Raw genomic sequence first — 15,359 nt, forward strand, 5'->3', positions numbered from 1 at the left:
AGGGGTGAATAAACATGCACGCCGGAGCGAGAAATGGGTCGGATCAATGAACTGCGTCTGATTGCGAGGGTCGCACAGATGTACCACAGCGAGGGCAAGCGGCAGGCCGAGATCGCCGAAATCCTGCGGATGTCGCAGGCGACGGTGTCGCGGATGCTGAAGCGCGCCGAGCTGGAAGAGATCGTGCGGACCACGGTGATCCCGCCGCCCGGCACCTTCGCCGATTACGAGACCGCCCTGCGCGAGCGCTATGGCCTGACCGAAGCCATCGTCGTCGATTGTTCGGAGGACCGCGACGGCGCGATCATGGCGCGGATCGGCGAGGCGGCGGCGCATTTCCTGGAAGTGACGATGCAATCGGACGAGATCATCGGCGTTTCCAGCTGGAGCCAGACCATCCTGCGCATGGTGGACAACATCCACCCGTTCCGCAGCGCCAAGGCGAAATATGTCGTGCAGATTCTGGGCGGCATGGGCGAATCCTCGGTCCAGACCCATGCGACCGAATTGATCGCCCGGCTGACCAAGCTGACCGGCGCGCAATCCCGCCTGCTCTTGGTGCAGGGCGTCACCTCCTCGCGCGAGGCGAAATTGGTGATGCTGGCCGATCCGGTGGTGCGCGGCACGATGGATCTGTTCAGCCGGCTGAGCCTTGCGATCATCGGCATCGGGGCGGTGGCGCCTTCCGAACTGCTCGCCCGGTCGGGCAATGTCTTTTCGCCGCAGGAACTGGCCATGCTGAACGAGGCCGGAGCGGTGGGCGAAATCTCGTTCCGCTTCTTCGATCAGGCCGGCAAGCCGGTGGAAACCCCGCTGAACGACCGGGTCATCGGCATCTCGCTGGAAGACTTGCGCAAGGCCGACCGGGTGATGGCGCTGGCGGGCGGCGCTTCGAAGACCGCGGCGATCGCGGGGGCGTTGCGACTGGGCATCATCAACGTGCTGGTGACCGACAAATTCACGGCGGCACGGCTGACGGCCTGATCCCTGCTGCGGGGACGGGCCAGCGCCTATGCCGCGCAACAGGGAGAAGACCATGAAACGATTTGCAGGCCAGACCGTCTTTGTGACCGGCGGCAACAAGGGCATCGGGCGCGGCATCGCCACGCGCTTTGCCCAGGAGGGCGCCCGGATCGCCATCGCGGCCATCGACAAGGACACGCCCGACGTGGCCCGCGCTCTGGCCGAGGAAACCGAAGCCGAGGTGCTGGGCCTCGTGCTCGACGTGACCGACGCCGCCGCGATCCAGGCGGCCTATGGCGAGGCCGAGGCGAAGCTTGGCGCGCTTTCCGTCTCGGTCCAGAACGCCGGCGTCATCACCATCGCCAAGGTCGAGGATCTGACCGAGCGCGAATGGGACATGAACCTCGACGTCAACACCAAGGGCGTTTTCCTGTGCTGCCAGGAAGCGGTGCGCCGCTTTCGCGCCAGCGGGACCAAGGGCCGCCTGGTCAACACCGCCTCGGGGCAGGCGCGGCAGGGCTTCATCTACACGCCGCATTATGCTGCCTCGAAGTTCGGCGTCGTCGGGCTGACGCAAAGCCTGGCCAAGGAACTGGCGCGCGAGGGGATCACGGTCAACGCGATCTGCCCGGGGATCATCCACACTGAAATGTGGGATTACAACGACCGGGTCTGGGGCAAGATGCTGGGCAGCTATGGTCCCGGCGAGTTGATGGCCGAATGGGTCGAGGGCATTCCCATGGGCCGCGCCGGCACCCCGGCCGAGGTCGGGGCGCTGGTGGCCTTTCTCGCCTCGCCCGATGCCGCCTATATCACCGGCCAGACGGTCAATGTGGACGGCGGGCTGATCATGTCCTGACCCGGGCGGTGCCTTGCGCGACCCCGGGGACGGGGCCGCGCAACGGCTTCACAGGTTGCTCATGCCGCCGTCGAGGATCAGCTCGCTGCCCACGGTGAAGCGCGATTCGTCTGAGGCAAAGTAGACGAAGGCATCCGCCACCTCGCGCGGATCGCCAAAGCGGCCGACCGGCAGCTGGCTCAAGATCGCCGCCTGCATCCCGCTCAACTGTTCCGCCGACAGGCCGAGCTTGCCGTACAGCGGGGTGGAGATCGGGCCGGGGCTGACCACATTGGCGCGGATGCCGCGGCCGATCAGCTCGCCCGACAGCGTCTTGGCCAGCGAGATCAACGCCGCCTTGGTCGCGGCGTAAAGGCTGGAATTGGGCATCCCGATATGGGCGTTGATCGACCCGTTCAGCACGATCGAGGCGGGGTTGCTCAAGACCGGCAGCAGCGCCTGGATCAGGAAGAACGGCCCCTTGACGTTGACGGCGAACGAGCGGTCGAAGGCGGCCTCGTCAAAGCCCTCGACCGGGCGGAAATCGCCGATGCCGGCATTGATGACCAGAGCGTCAAGATGGCCGAATTCGGCGGCGACCTGTGCCGCGATCCCGGCTTGTGCGGCCACGTCGCCGGCGTCGGCGAGGATGGTCAGGACATCCGGACCCAGATGGGCTTTCGCCTCGGCCAGGGTTTCGGCCCTGGTGCCGGTGATCGCGACGCGCGCGCCCTCGGCGAGGAAACGTTCGGCGGTGGCCAGGCCAATGCCGCTGGTGCCGCCGGTGATCAGGGCGGTCTTGCTGTGAAGTCGTGCCATTTTGGAAACTCCTGTTGCGATGTGGCGCCAATCTTGTTGGCTGTCAGGAACATGGTCTTGTCCGAAACTGGCACCAATGGCACAATCATGCGTGTTATGTTCAGCTTTCCTGAATTGAGGCATTGGGGTGGATCGGTTACGCGCCTTTGAGGTCTTCGCCGCCGTCGTCGCCCGCGGCGGGTTTGCCCGGGCGGCCAAGGCACTGGGCACCTCGCCGGCCAATGTGACGCGCTATGTCGCCGAGCTGGAGGCGCATTTGGGCACCAGGCTTTTGAACCGCAGCTCGCGGCGGATTTCGCTGACTGACGCGGGCAGCGACCTCAACGACCGGCTGAAAACCGTGCTCGACGACATTGCCGAGGCGGAGGCTGCGGCCTCGGCCAGCGGCACGCCGCGCGGCCGGCTGCGGATCAACGCGCCGTTGAGTTTCGGGATCAAGCACCTGGCGCCGCTCTGGCCCGGTTTCATGGCCCTGCATCCCGAGGTCGATCTGGAAATCACCTTGTCGGATCGGGTGGTGGACTTGGTAGAGGAGGGCGTGGACCTTGCGATCCGCATCTCGCGCGGCGGCTCGCAGACCCATGTGGCGCGCAAGCTTGCGACCTCGCGCAATGTGCTTTGTGCAGCACCCGCTTATCTCGCGCGCCATGGCGTGCCGCAGGTGCCGCAAGACCTGACCCGGCATCGCTGCCTGACCTATAGCCTTGGCCTGACCCCCGAGGAATGGACGCTGAAAGACGCCGAAGGGCGCGAGCATCGGGTGCATGTCGGCACAAGGTCCAGCACCAACAATGGCGACACGGCGCGGGCGATTGCGCTCGCGGGGCAGGCGATCATCTGGCAGCCGACCTTCCTGATCGGCGAGGATCTGCGCCAGGCCCGGCTGGTGCCGCTCTTGCCCGGCTACCACCTGCCGGACATCGACATTCTGGCGGTCTATCCCAGCCGCAGGCATCTGTCGGCCAAGGTGCGGCATATGGTCGATTACCTCGCCGATGCCTTCAAAGGGGTTCCGCCCTGGGACGCCGCCTGACCGACGTTTGTGTCATGGCCCCATACATTCCGGTCCCGGCGCGATACCGCTGTATTGTTTGAGCGGCGGCGCGGGGCTGGCATTTTGGGCAGCGCCGGGCATGGCAGGCCCGCCTTTTCATGCACCCCTTCAGGAGACCCTTGCAATGGCACCCCTCTCTGGCACATCGGCCTATGCAGACCCCGAGAACCCCGCATTGCCGCCCTCCACCTTCCGGCTGGATCTTTCGCGGGCAGCGCTGGTCGTGACCGATCCGCAGATCGACTTCCTCAGCCCCAAGGGGGCGGCCTATGGCGCCTTTGGCGCGAGCATCGAGGAGATCGGCACCGTTCCCAACCTCTTGCAGCTGTTTCTGGCGGCCAAGCGGGCGGATATCCCGGTGGTGATCTCGCCGCATTATTACTACAAACACGACCACGCTTGGGATTTCGCCGCCCCCGGCGAACAGCTGATGCACAAGCTGCGGATGTTCGACCCCCGCGATCCCCTGTCGCTGGAGGGTTTCGACGGCTCGGGCGCCGATTGGATGCCCGAGTTCAAGGACATCATCCAGGACGGCAAGACCATCGTCTGCTCGCCCCACAAGATCGCCGGGCCGCAGACCAATGACACGATCTTCCAGCTGCGCAAGAAGCGGGTGGATCAGGTGATCCTGGCCGGGATGGCGGCGAATTTCTGCGTGGAATCGCATCTGCGCGAGTTTGTCGAACAGGGCTTCGAGGTCGTGGTGATCCGTGACGCCACGGCGGGCAGCAAAATTCCCGAAGGCGATGCCTATGCGGCGGCCCTGCTGAATTTCCGCTGGCTGGCCAATGGCTTGTGGACCACGGCTCAGGCGGTCGAGGCCCTGGCGCAGCCAAGGCCCGCCGCAGCCCGGTAAGGCGCCGCGCGGGCCCGGCCTAAACCGGCTGTTCCCCGGCGAGGAGGGCAGCCCCCGGCACCTCGGCCATGGCGCGCGGGTCATGGCCGTCCGGCTTGCCGTAAAGCCCGATATTGGCATCGCCCCAGGTCTTCAGCGCCCGCAGGATCGGCTCCATGCTGCGACCAAGGTCGGAGAGGCTGTATTCCACCTTGGGTGGCACCTGGGCATAGACCTTGCGGGTGATCAGCCCGTCCTGTTCCAACTCGCGCAGTTGGTTGGTCAGCATGCGCGGCGTGCAGTTCTGCGTCTCGCGGCGGATCGCGTTGAAGCGCAGCGTGCCGGCCAGAAGGTGCCAGAGGATGATCGACTTCCACTTGCCGTCGATCAGGCCGATCGCCGCCTCGACCGAACAGCCCGGATTGCAGTCAAAGCGCGAGAACCTCGGTTTGGCCAATTTTACGGTATCCTTTTCGATACTATATACAGTTTTTGTCTGTATTGCGTCGAAGCGTATCTAAGCACAGATCTCTCCGCAGCAACAGGCGAAATGGAGAAGCCAGATGAAAGCGATTGGTTACACATCCGCGGGCGCGATCGACCGTCCCGAGGCGCTGGAGGATATCGAACTGCCGCGCCCGGTGGCGTCGGGCCATGATCTTCTGGTCGCGGTGCAGGCGATCTCGGTCAACCCGGTGGATACCAAGGTGCGGCGCAATGCTTCGCCCGAGGCGGGCCAGTACAAGGTCCTGGGCTGGGATGTCGCGGGCCGCGTGGTCGAGGTCGGCGCCGAGGTGACGGGCTTTGCGGTCGGTGACGAGGTCTATTATGCCGGCTCGATCGCCCGGCCGGGGGCCAATAGCGAATTCCACCTGGTCGATGCCCGCATCGTCGGCCGGAAGCCCGCGACCCTCTCCCCTGCCGAGGCGGCAGCCCTGCCGCTGACCGCGATCACCGCCTGGGAGATGCTGTTTGACCGCATCGACATCCGCCGCCCGGTGCCCGGTGCGGCCAATGCCATCCTGGTGGTTGGTGGGGCAGGCGGGGTCGGCTCCATCGCGATCCAGCTGATCCGCGCCCTGACCGACCTCACGGTGATCGCCACCGCCTCGCGGCCCGAGACGCAGGACTGGGTCCGCGAACTTGGCGCCCATCATGTCATCGACCACAGCAAGCCTCTGGCGGCTCAGGTCGAGGCTTTGGGCCTTGGAGCGCCGGCCTTCGTGTTTTCCACCACCGAAACCCACCGTCACATCGGTGAAATCGCGGCGCTGATCGCCCCGCAAGGCCGCTTCGGCCTGATCGACGACCCGGAAAGCCTGAACATCATGGGTCTGAAGCGCAAGGCCGTGTCGATCCATTGGGAGATGATGTTCACCCGCCCGATGTTTGCCACGCCGGATATGGACGAACAGGGCAAGCTGTTGAACGCCGTGGCAAAACTGGTGGACGAAGGCCGCGTCAAGACCACCGTGACCGAGGTCCTGTCGCCGATCAACGCGGCGACCCTGAAACAGGCCCATGCCCTGATCGAGACCGGCAAGGCGCGCGGCAAGATCGTCATCGCGGGCTTCTGATCCCGGATGCCCCCTCAGCCCTGGTGCGGCAGGCCTTGCCGCACCAGGGCCACGAAGGCGCGCAGCTTGGCGGGCACATGCCGGCGCCCGGGGTAGTAAAGGCACAGGCCCGGGAAGGGCGGCGTCCACTCCGGCAGAAGCTGGATCAGGCGGCCCGCGGCCAGATCCCCTTCGACCAGCCAGTCGACCAGATAGCCCAGGCCCAGCCCGTCCAGCACGGCCCGGTGCACAAGGTCGTTGTCGTCCAGCACCAGAGGGCCCTGCGCATCCAGCGTCAGCGTCTCGGCCCCGCGCGACAGCTCCCACCGGTAGATCGCCCCGCTGGATAGCCGGTAGCGGATGCAGGGGAAGCCAGCCAGATCGGCGGGCGTCCGGGGCAGGGGGCGGCCCGCCAGAACGGCCGGGGTGCCGACAATGACCGAGCGGATCTCGCCGCCGACCGGCACCGCGATCATGTCGAGCGGCACCGCATCGCGCAGCCGCACCCCGGCATCAAAGCCCTGCGCATTCACATCCACAAGGCGGTCTTCGGTGACAACCTCCACCGTCATCTGCGGATATTGCCGCAGATAGGCGGTGATCAGCGGTTGCAGACGCACCGCCGCCCCCCGCGCCATGTTCAGCCGCAAGGTGCCGACCGGGGTGGCTTGATGCTCACCCGCCCCCTCGATCGCGCCACGGATGGAACCAAGGGCCGGACCGATCTCGGACAGGAACTGCTCTCCGGCCGCCGAAAGTGTCACGCTGCGGGTGTTGCGGTTAAACAGGCGCACCCCCAGCCGCGCCTCCAGCGCCGCGATGGCCTGGCTTATCGCAGACGAGGAAATCCCCATCTCACGCGCCGCCGCCCGAAAGCCGCCGTGGTTTGCGACGGCCACCACCGCCTCCAGCTCTGCCAGATTGCCACGGAGCATTGTCCGCATTTCCTTATCAGCACGTGCAGGATTGACCGAATTATCAAAGCAATCCTGCGGGACTAGATCGGCTTGGTCAATCGGAGAAATACCATGAACACCATCGACAAGATCTATATCGACGGCGCTTTCGTTACCCCCGAAGGCACCGAGGTCGCCAACCTCACCAACCCCGCCACCGAAGAGGTGATCGGCACCGTGCGCCTGGCCAATGAGGTCGACGCGCACAAGGCCATCGCCGCCGCCGCCCGCGCCTTCCCCGCCTTCTCGTGCAGCCCCAAGGCCGAGCGGATCGCGATGCTGCACGCCCTGGCCAGCGCCGTCACCCGCCGCGCCACGGACCTGCGGGCGGCGATGGCCGAGGAATATGGCGCGCCGGGCTATTTCCTCGACTTTTCGGCTCAGGCCGCCGCCGCGAACTTCACGACCATGGCCAAGGTGCTGGCGGATTACGACTTCGACCGCCGGATCGGCACCTCTCGGGTGACGATGCGACCGCATGGCGTGGTGGCGGCGATCACGCCCTGGAACAGCAATATCGGCTTCATCACCGGCAAGATGGCCGCAGCCCTCGCCGCAGGATCCACCTTTGTCATCAAGCCCAGCGAGATGAGCGCGCTCCAGACCCGGGTTCTGAGCGAGGCGCTGGATGAAGCGGGCCTGCCGCCGGGCCTGTTCAACATCGTGACCGGGCGGGGCGAGGTGGTGGGGGCGGAACTGTCGCGCCATCCCGATGTCGCCAAGGTCAGCTTCACCGGATCGACTGCCGTCGGCAAACAGATCCTGCGCGCGGCGGCGGAGACGATCAAGCGCGTGACGCTGGAACTGGGTGGCAAGGGGCCGAACATCATCCTCGACGATGCCGATCTGGACCGGGCGATCCCCTCGGCGCTTTTGGCGGGCTTCGTCAACAGCGGGCAGGCCTGCGTGGCGGGCACCCGCCTTCTGGTGCCGCGGGCCCGGTTGGAGGAGGTTCTGGCCCGCCTCCGCCAGGGGATCAGCGCCTTTGGTGTGGGCGGTCCCGAGGTGCCGGGTGCGATGATCGGCCCGATGGTCAGCCAGAAGCAATTTGACCGCGTGCAGTCTTATATCGCGCTTGGCCTCGCGGAGGGCGCCGCGCTGGTGACCGGCGGTCCGGGCCGGCCCGAGGGCATGACGCGCGGCTGGTTCACCCGGCCCACGATCTTCTCCAACGTGACCAACGTTATGCGGATCGCCCGGGAGGAGATCTTCGGCCCGGTGCTGGTCGTCATCCCTTATGGCAGCGACGACGAGGCGGTGGCGATCGCCAACGACACCTCCTATGGCTTGCAGGCCTATGTCCACGGAGGCGACCCGGCCCGGATCGCCGCGCTGGCCGCGCGGCTCGACTCCGGCCGGGTGGTGATCAACGGCGCGCCCCATGACCCATTGGCGCCCTTTGGCGGCGTCAAGCACTCCGGTCTCGGGCGCGAATACGGCGTCTTTGGGCTGGAGGCCCATCTGGAGCCGCGCGCCATTCTGGGCTGAACCACGCCGCCCCGGCCTCTCGCCCCCGCAGGGCCAAGACCTACCATCGGCATCACAGGTTTATACGGTGGTATGACTGTCCCTGCGGGGGCGATTGGCGGCACACTGGGGCAAATCGACTGCAACCGGAAAGGTTCCGACATGGGATACGAGATTTCGATCAACGGACAGATGACCTCCGTCGATGTCGAGGCAGAGACCCCGCTCTTGTTCGTGCTGCGCGACACGCTGGGGATGGTGGGCACCAAATACGGCTGCGGCATCGCGCAATGCGGCGCCTGCACGGTGCTGGTCGATGGCCAGGCCGTGCGGTCGTGCCAGCTGACGGTCGATGCGATTGCCGATGCGAAGATCACCACGATCGAGGCGATCGAGGAGGACGCGGTGGGCGCCAAGGTGGTCGAGGCCTGGGTCTCCCTTCAAGTGCCGCAATGCGGCTACTGCCAGTCCGGGCAGGTGATGGCGGCCACAGCGCTTCTGAAGGAAACCCCGCATCCGACGGATGAGGATATCGCCACGGCGATGACCAACCTCTGCCGCTGCGGCACCTATAATTTCATCGCTGACGCGATCCGTCAGGTCGAGCTGTAAGGAGGCCGCGATGCAGACCAATCAAGCCCAACCGCAAAAACTGGCCCAACCGCAAAAACTGACCGACATGTCGCGCCGCCGCTTTCTGGGCGTCAGCGCCGGGGCCCTGGCCCTGTCGGTGATGCTGCCCGTTGGCCGCGGCCCGGCCATGGCCGAGACCGCCGCAGTCGTGCCGGGCACAAGGATCCCGGCCTTCCTGGAAATCTCGCCCGAGGGCCATGTCCGCCTCCTCAGCCCCTTTGTCGAAGGCGGGCAGGGCATCGCCACCGGCATGGCGCAGATCGTCGGTGAAGAGCTCGACGTCGACCCCGAGAGCTTCGAGGTGGTCTGTGCCCCGCCCGGGCCGGATTATCTGGTGGTCGGCGGCATCAGGATGACCGGCGGCAGCTTCTCCACCCGGTCGAGCTATCCGGTGATGCGCCAGCTCGGCGCTACCGCGCGCGAGATGCTGCTGCGCGCCGCGGCGGCCCGTATGAAGGTGCCGCAGGCGGAGCTTTCGACCGAGAACGGCAGGATCCTCCATGCCGCGACCAATGCGAGCCTTGGCTATGGCGAGGTCGCCACCGAAGCCTTCGCGCTGGAACCGGCCAAGGATGTCGCCCTCCGCGACCCGGCGAGTTTCAGGTACATCCGCCAGCCGATGGCCCGGCTCGATGTGCGCGACAAATCCACCGGCAAGGCGCGCTACAGCATCGACCATGCGGTCGAAGGCATGCTCTTTGCCGCTGTCCAGCACGGCAAGTATTTCGGCACCAAGCCTTTGAGCCTGACCAACGAGGACGCCATCAAGGCGATGCCGGGGGTGCATTCGGTCCATCTGCTCGATAATGCCGTGGCGGTCTGCGCCAACAGCTGGTGGCGCGCCCGCATGGCGGCAGAGGCGGCCGAGGTGGAATGGTCCAAACCCGCCGCCACCGGGCTCGACACGATCTCGGAGGCGTACAGCAACGCCGCCATGCTGAAGTCGCTGTCCGACTACAGCGGCGTCACGGTGCCCGCCGAGACCAGGGGCGATGTCGAGGCGGCCTTCGCCAAGGCCGCCACCGTGGTCGAGGCGCGCTATGACGCGCCCTACCTCACCCATGGCCAGCTGGAGCCGCCCTCGGCCACCGCGCGCTTCAATGCCGATGGCACGCTGGATGTCTGGCTGCCCAACCAGATGCCGGAGTTCTTTCAGGCCGTCTCGGCCAAGGTCGCGGGGCTGGAGGCGGGGCAGGTCAAGATCCACTCCCCCATGCTCGGCGGTTTCTTCGGCCGGCACTTCATCTATGGCCCGGCCAACCCCTTCCCGCAAGCGATCCTTCTGGCCAAGGCCACGGGCAAACCGGTCAAGGTGGTCTGGTCGCGCGAGGAAGAGTTCCTGAACGACGCCTTGCGCCCGCTCAGCACCTCGAAATTCCGCGCAGCGCTGGACAAGGACGGCATGCCCGTCGCGCTGGATGTGCTGACGGTGGGCGAAGGGCCGATCGGCCGCTACTTCGGGCTGGACAAGGCCGGGGTGGACAGTTCCGCCGTCGAGGGGATCGTGGCCAAAACCTATGCCATCGCCCATGGCCGCGTGGCCTATGGCAAGGTGCCGCATCCGGTGAACATCGCCTTCTGGCGCTCGGTCGGGCATTCGATGAACGACTTCTTCTATGAAGGCTTCTTCGACGAGATGGCCGATGCCGGCAAGCAGGACCCCTTCGCGCTGCGCAAGGCGCTGGTCAAGGACTCGCCCCGCCACCTCAAGCTGCTGGAAACGGTCGAGAAACTTTCGGGAGGCTGGCAGCGCGGACCTTACACCAAAGACGGCGTGACCTATGCGCGCGGTGTGGCGATGGCCTCGCCCTTCGGGTCGGAAACCGCGACGATTGCCGAGGTTTCGCTGCAGAAGGGCGCGGTGAAGGTCCACAACATCTGGGTGGCCTTCGATCCGGGCAGCATCGTCAACCCGGCGATCATCGCGCGGCAGGTGGAATCGGCGGCGGCGCTGGGCCTGTCGGCGACGCTCTTTGAGCAGGTGGTCTATGAAAAGGGCCTGCGCCGCGACCAGAACTTCGACACCTACCGCATCCTGACCCGCGACGACATGCCCAAGGTCCATGTCAGCATCGTTGAAAGCGGTGCGCCGATGGGCGGGGTGGGCGAGCCCGGCCTGCCCGGCGTGCCCCCCGCCGTGGTGAATGCGGTGGCGGCCCTGACCGGCACCCGCCCGCGCAGCCTGCCGCTTGCCAACATGTCATTCTCTTAAGGAACCCCAAGATGACCCTTCCGCTTCGTTCTGCCCTGGCGCTCGCGCTCGCCGGGCTTCTGACCGCGACCACCGCTTTCGCGCAGGACGCCGGCGATGCCGCCGCCGGCGCCAATGTCTTCAAGAAGTGCAAAAGCTGCCATCAGGTGGGCGCGGGCGCCAAGAACGGCATCGGCCCCGAACTCAACAACCTGATGGGGCGCGAGATCGGTTCTGTCCCGGGCTTCAAATACTCCAAGCCCCTGCAGCCCACGGGCGAGGTCTGGGATGCGACCAGCCTCGGCGCCTTCCTCGCCAACCCCAAGACGGCGCGGCCGGGGTCCAAGATGACCTTCGCCGGGCTGAAGTCAGACACCGATATTTCCGATGTTCTGGCCTATCTGGCCAGCGCCTCGGGGAGTTGAGCGCCGCAGACGCGGCCTTGCTTGACAGCCCCTCACGCCGCAAGACAGGATGACCGGCATGGATGACACCCAGCACCTTCTGGATGCGCTTTTGCCGGTCAACTTCCTGTTGGCCTTCGGCATTCTGGCCGCCATCGCCTCGCGCGTGCTGCGGCTCAGCCCGATCGTCGGCTATCTGGCGCTGGGTCTGGCCTATCGGGTGCTGGGCATCAGCGTTGGCCCGTCCGAAGGCACGATCCAGATCCTAGCCGAGCTGGGTGTCCTGTTCCTGCTGTTCGACATCGGCCTGCACTTTTCCTTCGGCCAGATCCGGGCGCATGCGCGGGATATCCTCGGCTTCGGCCTGGCGCAGGTGGTGGCGGGCACCGCGGCGCTGAGCGCGGTGGCGCTTCTGGCGGGCATCGCGGCGGGACCTGCGGTTCTGGTGGGCGCCACGCTCGCCCTGTCTTCAACCGCCGTGGTGGCGCAGCTGATCGCGGCCCGGCACCAGCAGGGCTGCCCGGTTGGGTTGACCGCCACTTCGATCCTGATCTTTCAGGATATCGTCGCCATCTTCATCCTGATCGTCGCAGGCTCGCTGGAGACCGGCGACGCCTTGCTGCCCTCGGTTCTCATGGCGCTGGCCAAGGCGGGGGCGGCCTTCGGGATCTCGATGCTGCTGGCGGCCTATGTCGTCAAGCCGGTGCTGCATCTGATCTTCCGCTCGCAGAATGAAGAGGTCTTTACGGCCATCGCCATTCTTGTAGCGCTCAGCGCGGGCTGGGCCACGGGCACCATCGGGCTTTCGGTGACGCTGGGCGCTTTCCTCGGCGGGGCCATGCTGGCCGACACGCCCTACCGCCCGATCATCCAGTCCGAGGTCAAACCGTTTCGCGGCCTGCTCCTGGGGTTCTTCTTCTTCTCGGTCGGCCTGTCGCTGGACGTGCCGACGCTGGCGCGGCTTTGGCCCTTTGTCCTGCTGGTGGCGCTGGCGCTGACCCTGGTCAAGATCGCCACCAATGCCGGGGCGAGCCTGCTCTTCCGCTGGTCGGTGCCGGGGTCGCTGCAGATCGCCTTCCTTCTGTCGCAGGGGTCGGAGTTTGCGCTGGTCATCTTCAACCTGCCGGCGGTGCGCCATGTCGTGGGGGTCGAGGCGGCCTCGGTCCTGATCGCGGCGGTGACGCTGACGCTGGCCGCCACGCCCAATGTCGCCGACCTTGGCCGCACCATCGCCGGCCGCCTGCGCGCCCTGCGCACCAAACGCGTCGAGGCAGAGCTGGTCCCGCTTGAGCTGGAAGGTCCGGTCCTGATCTTCGGCATGAACCGGCAGGGCCGCAGCGTGGCCGATGCCCTGAAGGATATGGGCATCGCCTATGCCGGCATCGATGAGGCGCCGGCGCGCTTCCGCGAGGCCCTGGCCGATGGCTACAAGGTCTATTTCGGCGATCTGCGCGACCCGCGGATCTGGGCCGCACTGGCGATGGAGGGGCGCAAGGTGCTGTTGCTGGCCGAACCGAACATGGAGGCCGTAACACAGCTGGCGCCCGTTGCACGGCGCCGCTTTGCGGAGTTGCAGACCCTTGCCGTGGTGCCCGACCATCTGGCCGCGGCGGAACTGTCGGCGCTGGGTCTGGTGCCCATCGTCGAGAGCGGGACCGGCGGGCGTACGCAGGTCGCCCGCGCCGTGCTGCAGGCGCTGGGCCTGCCCGAGGCGGAGATCGACGCCTGGGAGGCCGACAAGCTGCAGGGCGCCGATCTGGCCGCGTAATCCCTTGCCAGCCGGGTCAGGCCCGCATCGAAGCGGGGGGGGCCTCGCGCAATTCGGCCTCCTGCAGTGCGGCCAGATGGCGATGCACCGCCGCGATCACGACCGACCCTTCGCCCACGCCCGAGGCCACCCGCTTGATCGAGCCGGACCGCACATCGCCCACCGCAAAGACGCCGGTCAGGGTGGTGGCAAAGGGCGAGGCGGCCTGACCCTCGCCGGTGCGGATGAAGCCCTTGTCGTCCAGCGGCACGCAGCCGTTCAGCCATTCGGTGTTCGGATCGGCCCCGATCATCACGAACAGATCATGGGCCGGCATCACGGTGACCTCCTGGCTGCGCAGGTTCTTCCACACCACATGTTCCAGATGAGCTTCGCCACGCAACTCTATGATTTCGCTGCAAGGATGCAGGGTGATATGGGGCGAGTTCATGATGCGCTGCACCAGATAGTCCGACATGCTGGCGGCGAGACCCTCGGCGCGGACCAGCATGTGGACATGGCGGCAGGACTGCGACAGGAAGACCGCCGCTTGCCCGGCGGAGTTGCCGCCGCCGACGATGACGATGGTGGCATCCTTGCACAATTGCGCTTCTGCGGAAGTGGCGGCGTAATAGATCCCCGCGCCCTCGAACCTGGCATAGTCGGGCAGTGACAGGCGGCGGTAGCGCGCCCCGGTGGCGATGACCACCGCCTTGGCCCGCACCCGGGCCGCGCCCTCCAGTTGCAACGCATAGGGCAGGCGGGCGCAGTCGAACTCCACCATCCCGCGCGAGATGGCGAACTGGGCGCCGAATTTCTGCGCCTGGATCAGGGCGCGGTTCGCCAGGGCCTGACCGGAGATTCCGGTCGGAAAGCCCATGTAATTCTCGATCCGGCTGGAGGTCCCGGCCTGCCCGCCGGGGGCGTCGCGTTCGACCACCAGCGTGCGCAACCCTTCCGAAGCGCCGTAGACCGCCGCCGAAAGGCCGGAGGGCCCTGCGCCCACCACCACAAGGTCGAAGACCTGTTCCTCCAGCCCGGCGCCCGACAGGCCCAGGGCATCGGCGATCTCGGTGGTCCGGGGTGTGCGCAGTACCTCGCCGCTGGTCAGCACCAGCGCCGGCAGATCGGAGGGCGCAAGGCTCAGGGCCTGCACGAAGTCCCGGCCGTTCTGGTCCTGCACCGGGTCGAACAGCTTGAACGGATGGGCATTGCGGCTCAGGAAGGTGCGGATCCGGTGGACCTCGGCATCCTGGGCGGCGCCGATCAGTGCGCAGCCCCCCAGTCCCAGCGCCAGAAGCTCGATCCGGCGCAGGATGAAGGCCCGCATCAAAAGCTCGTTCAGATCGGCCTGGGTCGCGGCCATCTGCCGGAAATCCTGCCGCCGGACCCGCAAGACTCTGGTGCCCGGACCGGCGCGACCCGAGACCAGAAGCGCGCGCTCGCTGAAAAGATGCAGCTCCCCGGTGAACTCCCCCGCGCCATAGCTGCGCAAGGCTGAGGGCGCTTCGGGGTCAGCGTCATCCAGCAGCTGGACCTGACCTTCCAGCACGACGAAGAAGTCGGCGGCCGTGTCGCCGCGCGCGAAGAGCAAGCTGCCCTCGGGGGGTGATTCGACCCTGCCGAAGGGCTGGATGCGCTGGATCATGTCGGCACCCAGACGCGGAAAGATCTGGGTTTCGCGCGGGTGAAGGGGGAAAGGCTCTGCCATGGCTGCTCCGGATCTGACAGCTGGCAGTATAAAAGGTGGCGCGCCTTCCGGCGAACCCTACCCGGGTAGGGCATGATTTCGCACGCGCACTGCTTCAGGTTGCAAGGGGCGCGGGGCAGGGCCGGGATTTCGGGAAGGATACCCGGGTATGCTTGCCTTCGCGCGCGGTTTCTTATGTAGTT

Annotated in this window: 14 protein-coding genes; 10 read left to right on the top strand and 4 right to left on the bottom strand. The window is 66.5% G+C overall.

Annotation, left to right across the window (positions count from 1 at the left end; translation table 11 throughout):
* The first annotated feature begins 33 nt into the window (after positions 1-33).
* On the top strand, positions 34-984 hold the full coding sequence (locus AC1DVR_RS14740) for a sugar-binding transcriptional regulator (RefSeq protein ID WP_478001348.1): 951 nt from the start codon (positions 34-36) through the stop codon (positions 982-984).
* A 52-nt stretch (positions 985-1,036) separates the two neighbouring features.
* The gene (locus tag AC1DVR_RS14745; protein WP_478001349.1) at positions 1,037-1,822 is read left to right on the top strand and encodes an SDR family oxidoreductase; all 786 of its coding nucleotides are present in this window, start codon (positions 1,037-1,039) and stop codon (positions 1,820-1,822) included.
* 48 nt (positions 1,823-1,870) lie between these two features.
* On the opposite strand, the gene AC1DVR_RS14750 is transcribed toward AC1DVR_RS14745, so the two are convergent.
* Positions 1,871-2,620, bottom strand: a complete 750-nt coding sequence (locus AC1DVR_RS14750) for an SDR family oxidoreductase (RefSeq protein ID WP_478001350.1) — start codon at positions 2,618-2,620, stop codon at positions 1,871-1,873.
* Between the two features lie 127 nt (positions 2,621-2,747).
* Here AC1DVR_RS14750 and AC1DVR_RS14755 point away from each other — a divergent pair, with 127 nt between their 5' ends.
* Positions 2,748-3,653, top strand: coding sequence for a LysR family transcriptional regulator (locus tag AC1DVR_RS14755; RefSeq protein WP_478001351.1), 906 nt, complete (start codon positions 2,748-2,750; stop codon positions 3,651-3,653).
* A 145-nt stretch (positions 3,654-3,798) separates the two neighbouring features.
* Positions 3,799-4,533, top strand: a complete 735-nt coding sequence (locus AC1DVR_RS14760) for a cysteine hydrolase family protein (RefSeq protein WP_478001352.1) — start codon at positions 3,799-3,801, stop codon at positions 4,531-4,533.
* A 19-nt stretch (positions 4,534-4,552) separates the two neighbouring features.
* Here AC1DVR_RS14760 and AC1DVR_RS14765 read toward each other — a convergent pair whose 3' ends face one another.
* Entirely contained in the window at positions 4,553-4,969 is a 417-nt protein-coding gene (locus AC1DVR_RS14765) for a winged helix-turn-helix transcriptional regulator (protein ID WP_478001353.1), read from the bottom strand.
* A 106-nt stretch (positions 4,970-5,075) separates the two neighbouring features.
* Here AC1DVR_RS14765 and AC1DVR_RS14770 point away from each other — a divergent pair, with 106 nt between their 5' ends.
* Complete coding sequence (locus tag AC1DVR_RS14770) at positions 5,076-6,089, top strand: zinc-binding alcohol dehydrogenase family protein (RefSeq protein WP_478001354.1); 1,014 nt, start codon at positions 5,076-5,078, stop codon at positions 6,087-6,089.
* 14 nt (positions 6,090-6,103) lie between these two features.
* Here AC1DVR_RS14770 and AC1DVR_RS14775 read toward each other — a convergent pair whose 3' ends face one another.
* Positions 6,104-7,003, bottom strand: coding sequence for a LysR family transcriptional regulator (locus tag AC1DVR_RS14775; protein WP_478001355.1), 900 nt, complete (start codon positions 7,001-7,003; stop codon positions 6,104-6,106).
* A 93-nt stretch (positions 7,004-7,096) separates the two neighbouring features.
* On the opposite strand from AC1DVR_RS14775, the gene AC1DVR_RS14780 reads away from it, so the two are divergent.
* The 5 genes from AC1DVR_RS14780 (at position 7,097) to AC1DVR_RS14800 (ending at position 13,487) form a co-directional block, all read left to right on the top strand.
* On the top strand, positions 7,097-8,512 hold the full coding sequence (locus tag AC1DVR_RS14780) for an aldehyde dehydrogenase family protein (protein ID WP_478001356.1): 1,416 nt from the start codon (positions 7,097-7,099) through the stop codon (positions 8,510-8,512).
* 141 nt (positions 8,513-8,653) lie between these two features.
* Positions 8,654-9,103: a (2Fe-2S)-binding protein gene (locus AC1DVR_RS14785; RefSeq protein WP_478001357.1), complete on the top strand. Its 450-nt coding sequence runs from the start codon at positions 8,654-8,656 to the stop codon at positions 9,101-9,103.
* A 10-nt stretch (positions 9,104-9,113) separates the two neighbouring features.
* Positions 9,114-11,336: a xanthine dehydrogenase family protein molybdopterin-binding subunit gene (locus AC1DVR_RS14790; RefSeq protein ID WP_478001358.1), complete on the top strand. Its 2,223-nt coding sequence runs from the start codon at positions 9,114-9,116 to the stop codon at positions 11,334-11,336.
* An 11-nt stretch (positions 11,337-11,347) separates the two neighbouring features.
* Positions 11,348-11,740 (top strand): c-type cytochrome, encoded by a 393-nt coding sequence (locus tag AC1DVR_RS14795; protein ID WP_478001359.1) that lies wholly within the window; start codon positions 11,348-11,350, stop codon positions 11,738-11,740.
* 58 nt (positions 11,741-11,798) lie between these two features.
* The gene (locus AC1DVR_RS14800) at positions 11,799-13,487 is read left to right on the top strand and encodes a cation:proton antiporter domain-containing protein (protein ID WP_478001360.1); all 1,689 of its coding nucleotides are present in this window, start codon (positions 11,799-11,801) and stop codon (positions 13,485-13,487) included.
* A gap of 16 nt (positions 13,488-13,503) precedes the next feature.
* On the opposite strand, the gene AC1DVR_RS14805 is transcribed toward AC1DVR_RS14800, so the two are convergent.
* On the bottom strand, positions 13,504-15,177 hold the full coding sequence (locus AC1DVR_RS14805) for an FAD-dependent oxidoreductase (protein ID WP_478001361.1): 1,674 nt from the start codon (positions 15,175-15,177) through the stop codon (positions 13,504-13,506).
* Positions 15,178-15,359: the final 182 nt, after the last annotated feature.

The sequence above is a fragment of the Rhodobacter sp. P2_H5 genome, from assembly GCF_056403335.1.

Bases quoted from the DNA above. Each gene is read 5' to 3' on its own strand.
- AC1DVR_RS14740 (WP_478001348.1), top strand. From the start codon at position 34: ATGGGTCGGATCAATGAACTGCGTCTGATTGCGAGGGTCGCACAGATG.
- AC1DVR_RS14745 (WP_478001349.1), top strand. From the start codon at position 1,037: ATGAAACGATTTGCAGGCCAGACCGTCTTTGTGACCGGCGGCAACAAG.
- AC1DVR_RS14750 (WP_478001350.1), bottom strand. From the start codon at position 2,620: ATGGCACGACTTCACAGCAAGACCGCCCTGATCACCGGCGGCACCAGC.
- AC1DVR_RS14760 (WP_478001352.1), top strand. From the start codon at position 3,799: ATGGCACCCCTCTCTGGCACATCGGCCTATGCAGACCCCGAGAACCCC.
- AC1DVR_RS14770 (WP_478001354.1), top strand. From the start codon at position 5,076: ATGAAAGCGATTGGTTACACATCCGCGGGCGCGATCGACCGTCCCGAG.
- AC1DVR_RS14775 (WP_478001355.1), bottom strand. From the start codon at position 7,003: ATGCTCCGTGGCAATCTGGCAGAGCTGGAGGCGGTGGTGGCCGTCGCA.
- AC1DVR_RS14780 (WP_478001356.1), top strand. From the start codon at position 7,097: ATGAACACCATCGACAAGATCTATATCGACGGCGCTTTCGTTACCCCC.
- AC1DVR_RS14785 (WP_478001357.1), top strand. From the start codon at position 8,654: ATGGGATACGAGATTTCGATCAACGGACAGATGACCTCCGTCGATGTC.
- AC1DVR_RS14790 (WP_478001358.1), top strand. From the start codon at position 9,114: ATGCAGACCAATCAAGCCCAACCGCAAAAACTGGCCCAACCGCAAAAA.
- AC1DVR_RS14795 (WP_478001359.1), top strand. From the start codon at position 11,348: ATGACCCTTCCGCTTCGTTCTGCCCTGGCGCTCGCGCTCGCCGGGCTT.
- AC1DVR_RS14800 (WP_478001360.1), top strand. From the start codon at position 11,799: ATGGATGACACCCAGCACCTTCTGGATGCGCTTTTGCCGGTCAACTTC.
- AC1DVR_RS14805 (WP_478001361.1), bottom strand. From the start codon at position 15,177: ATGGCAGAGCCTTTCCCCCTTCACCCGCGCGAAACCCAGATCTTTCCG.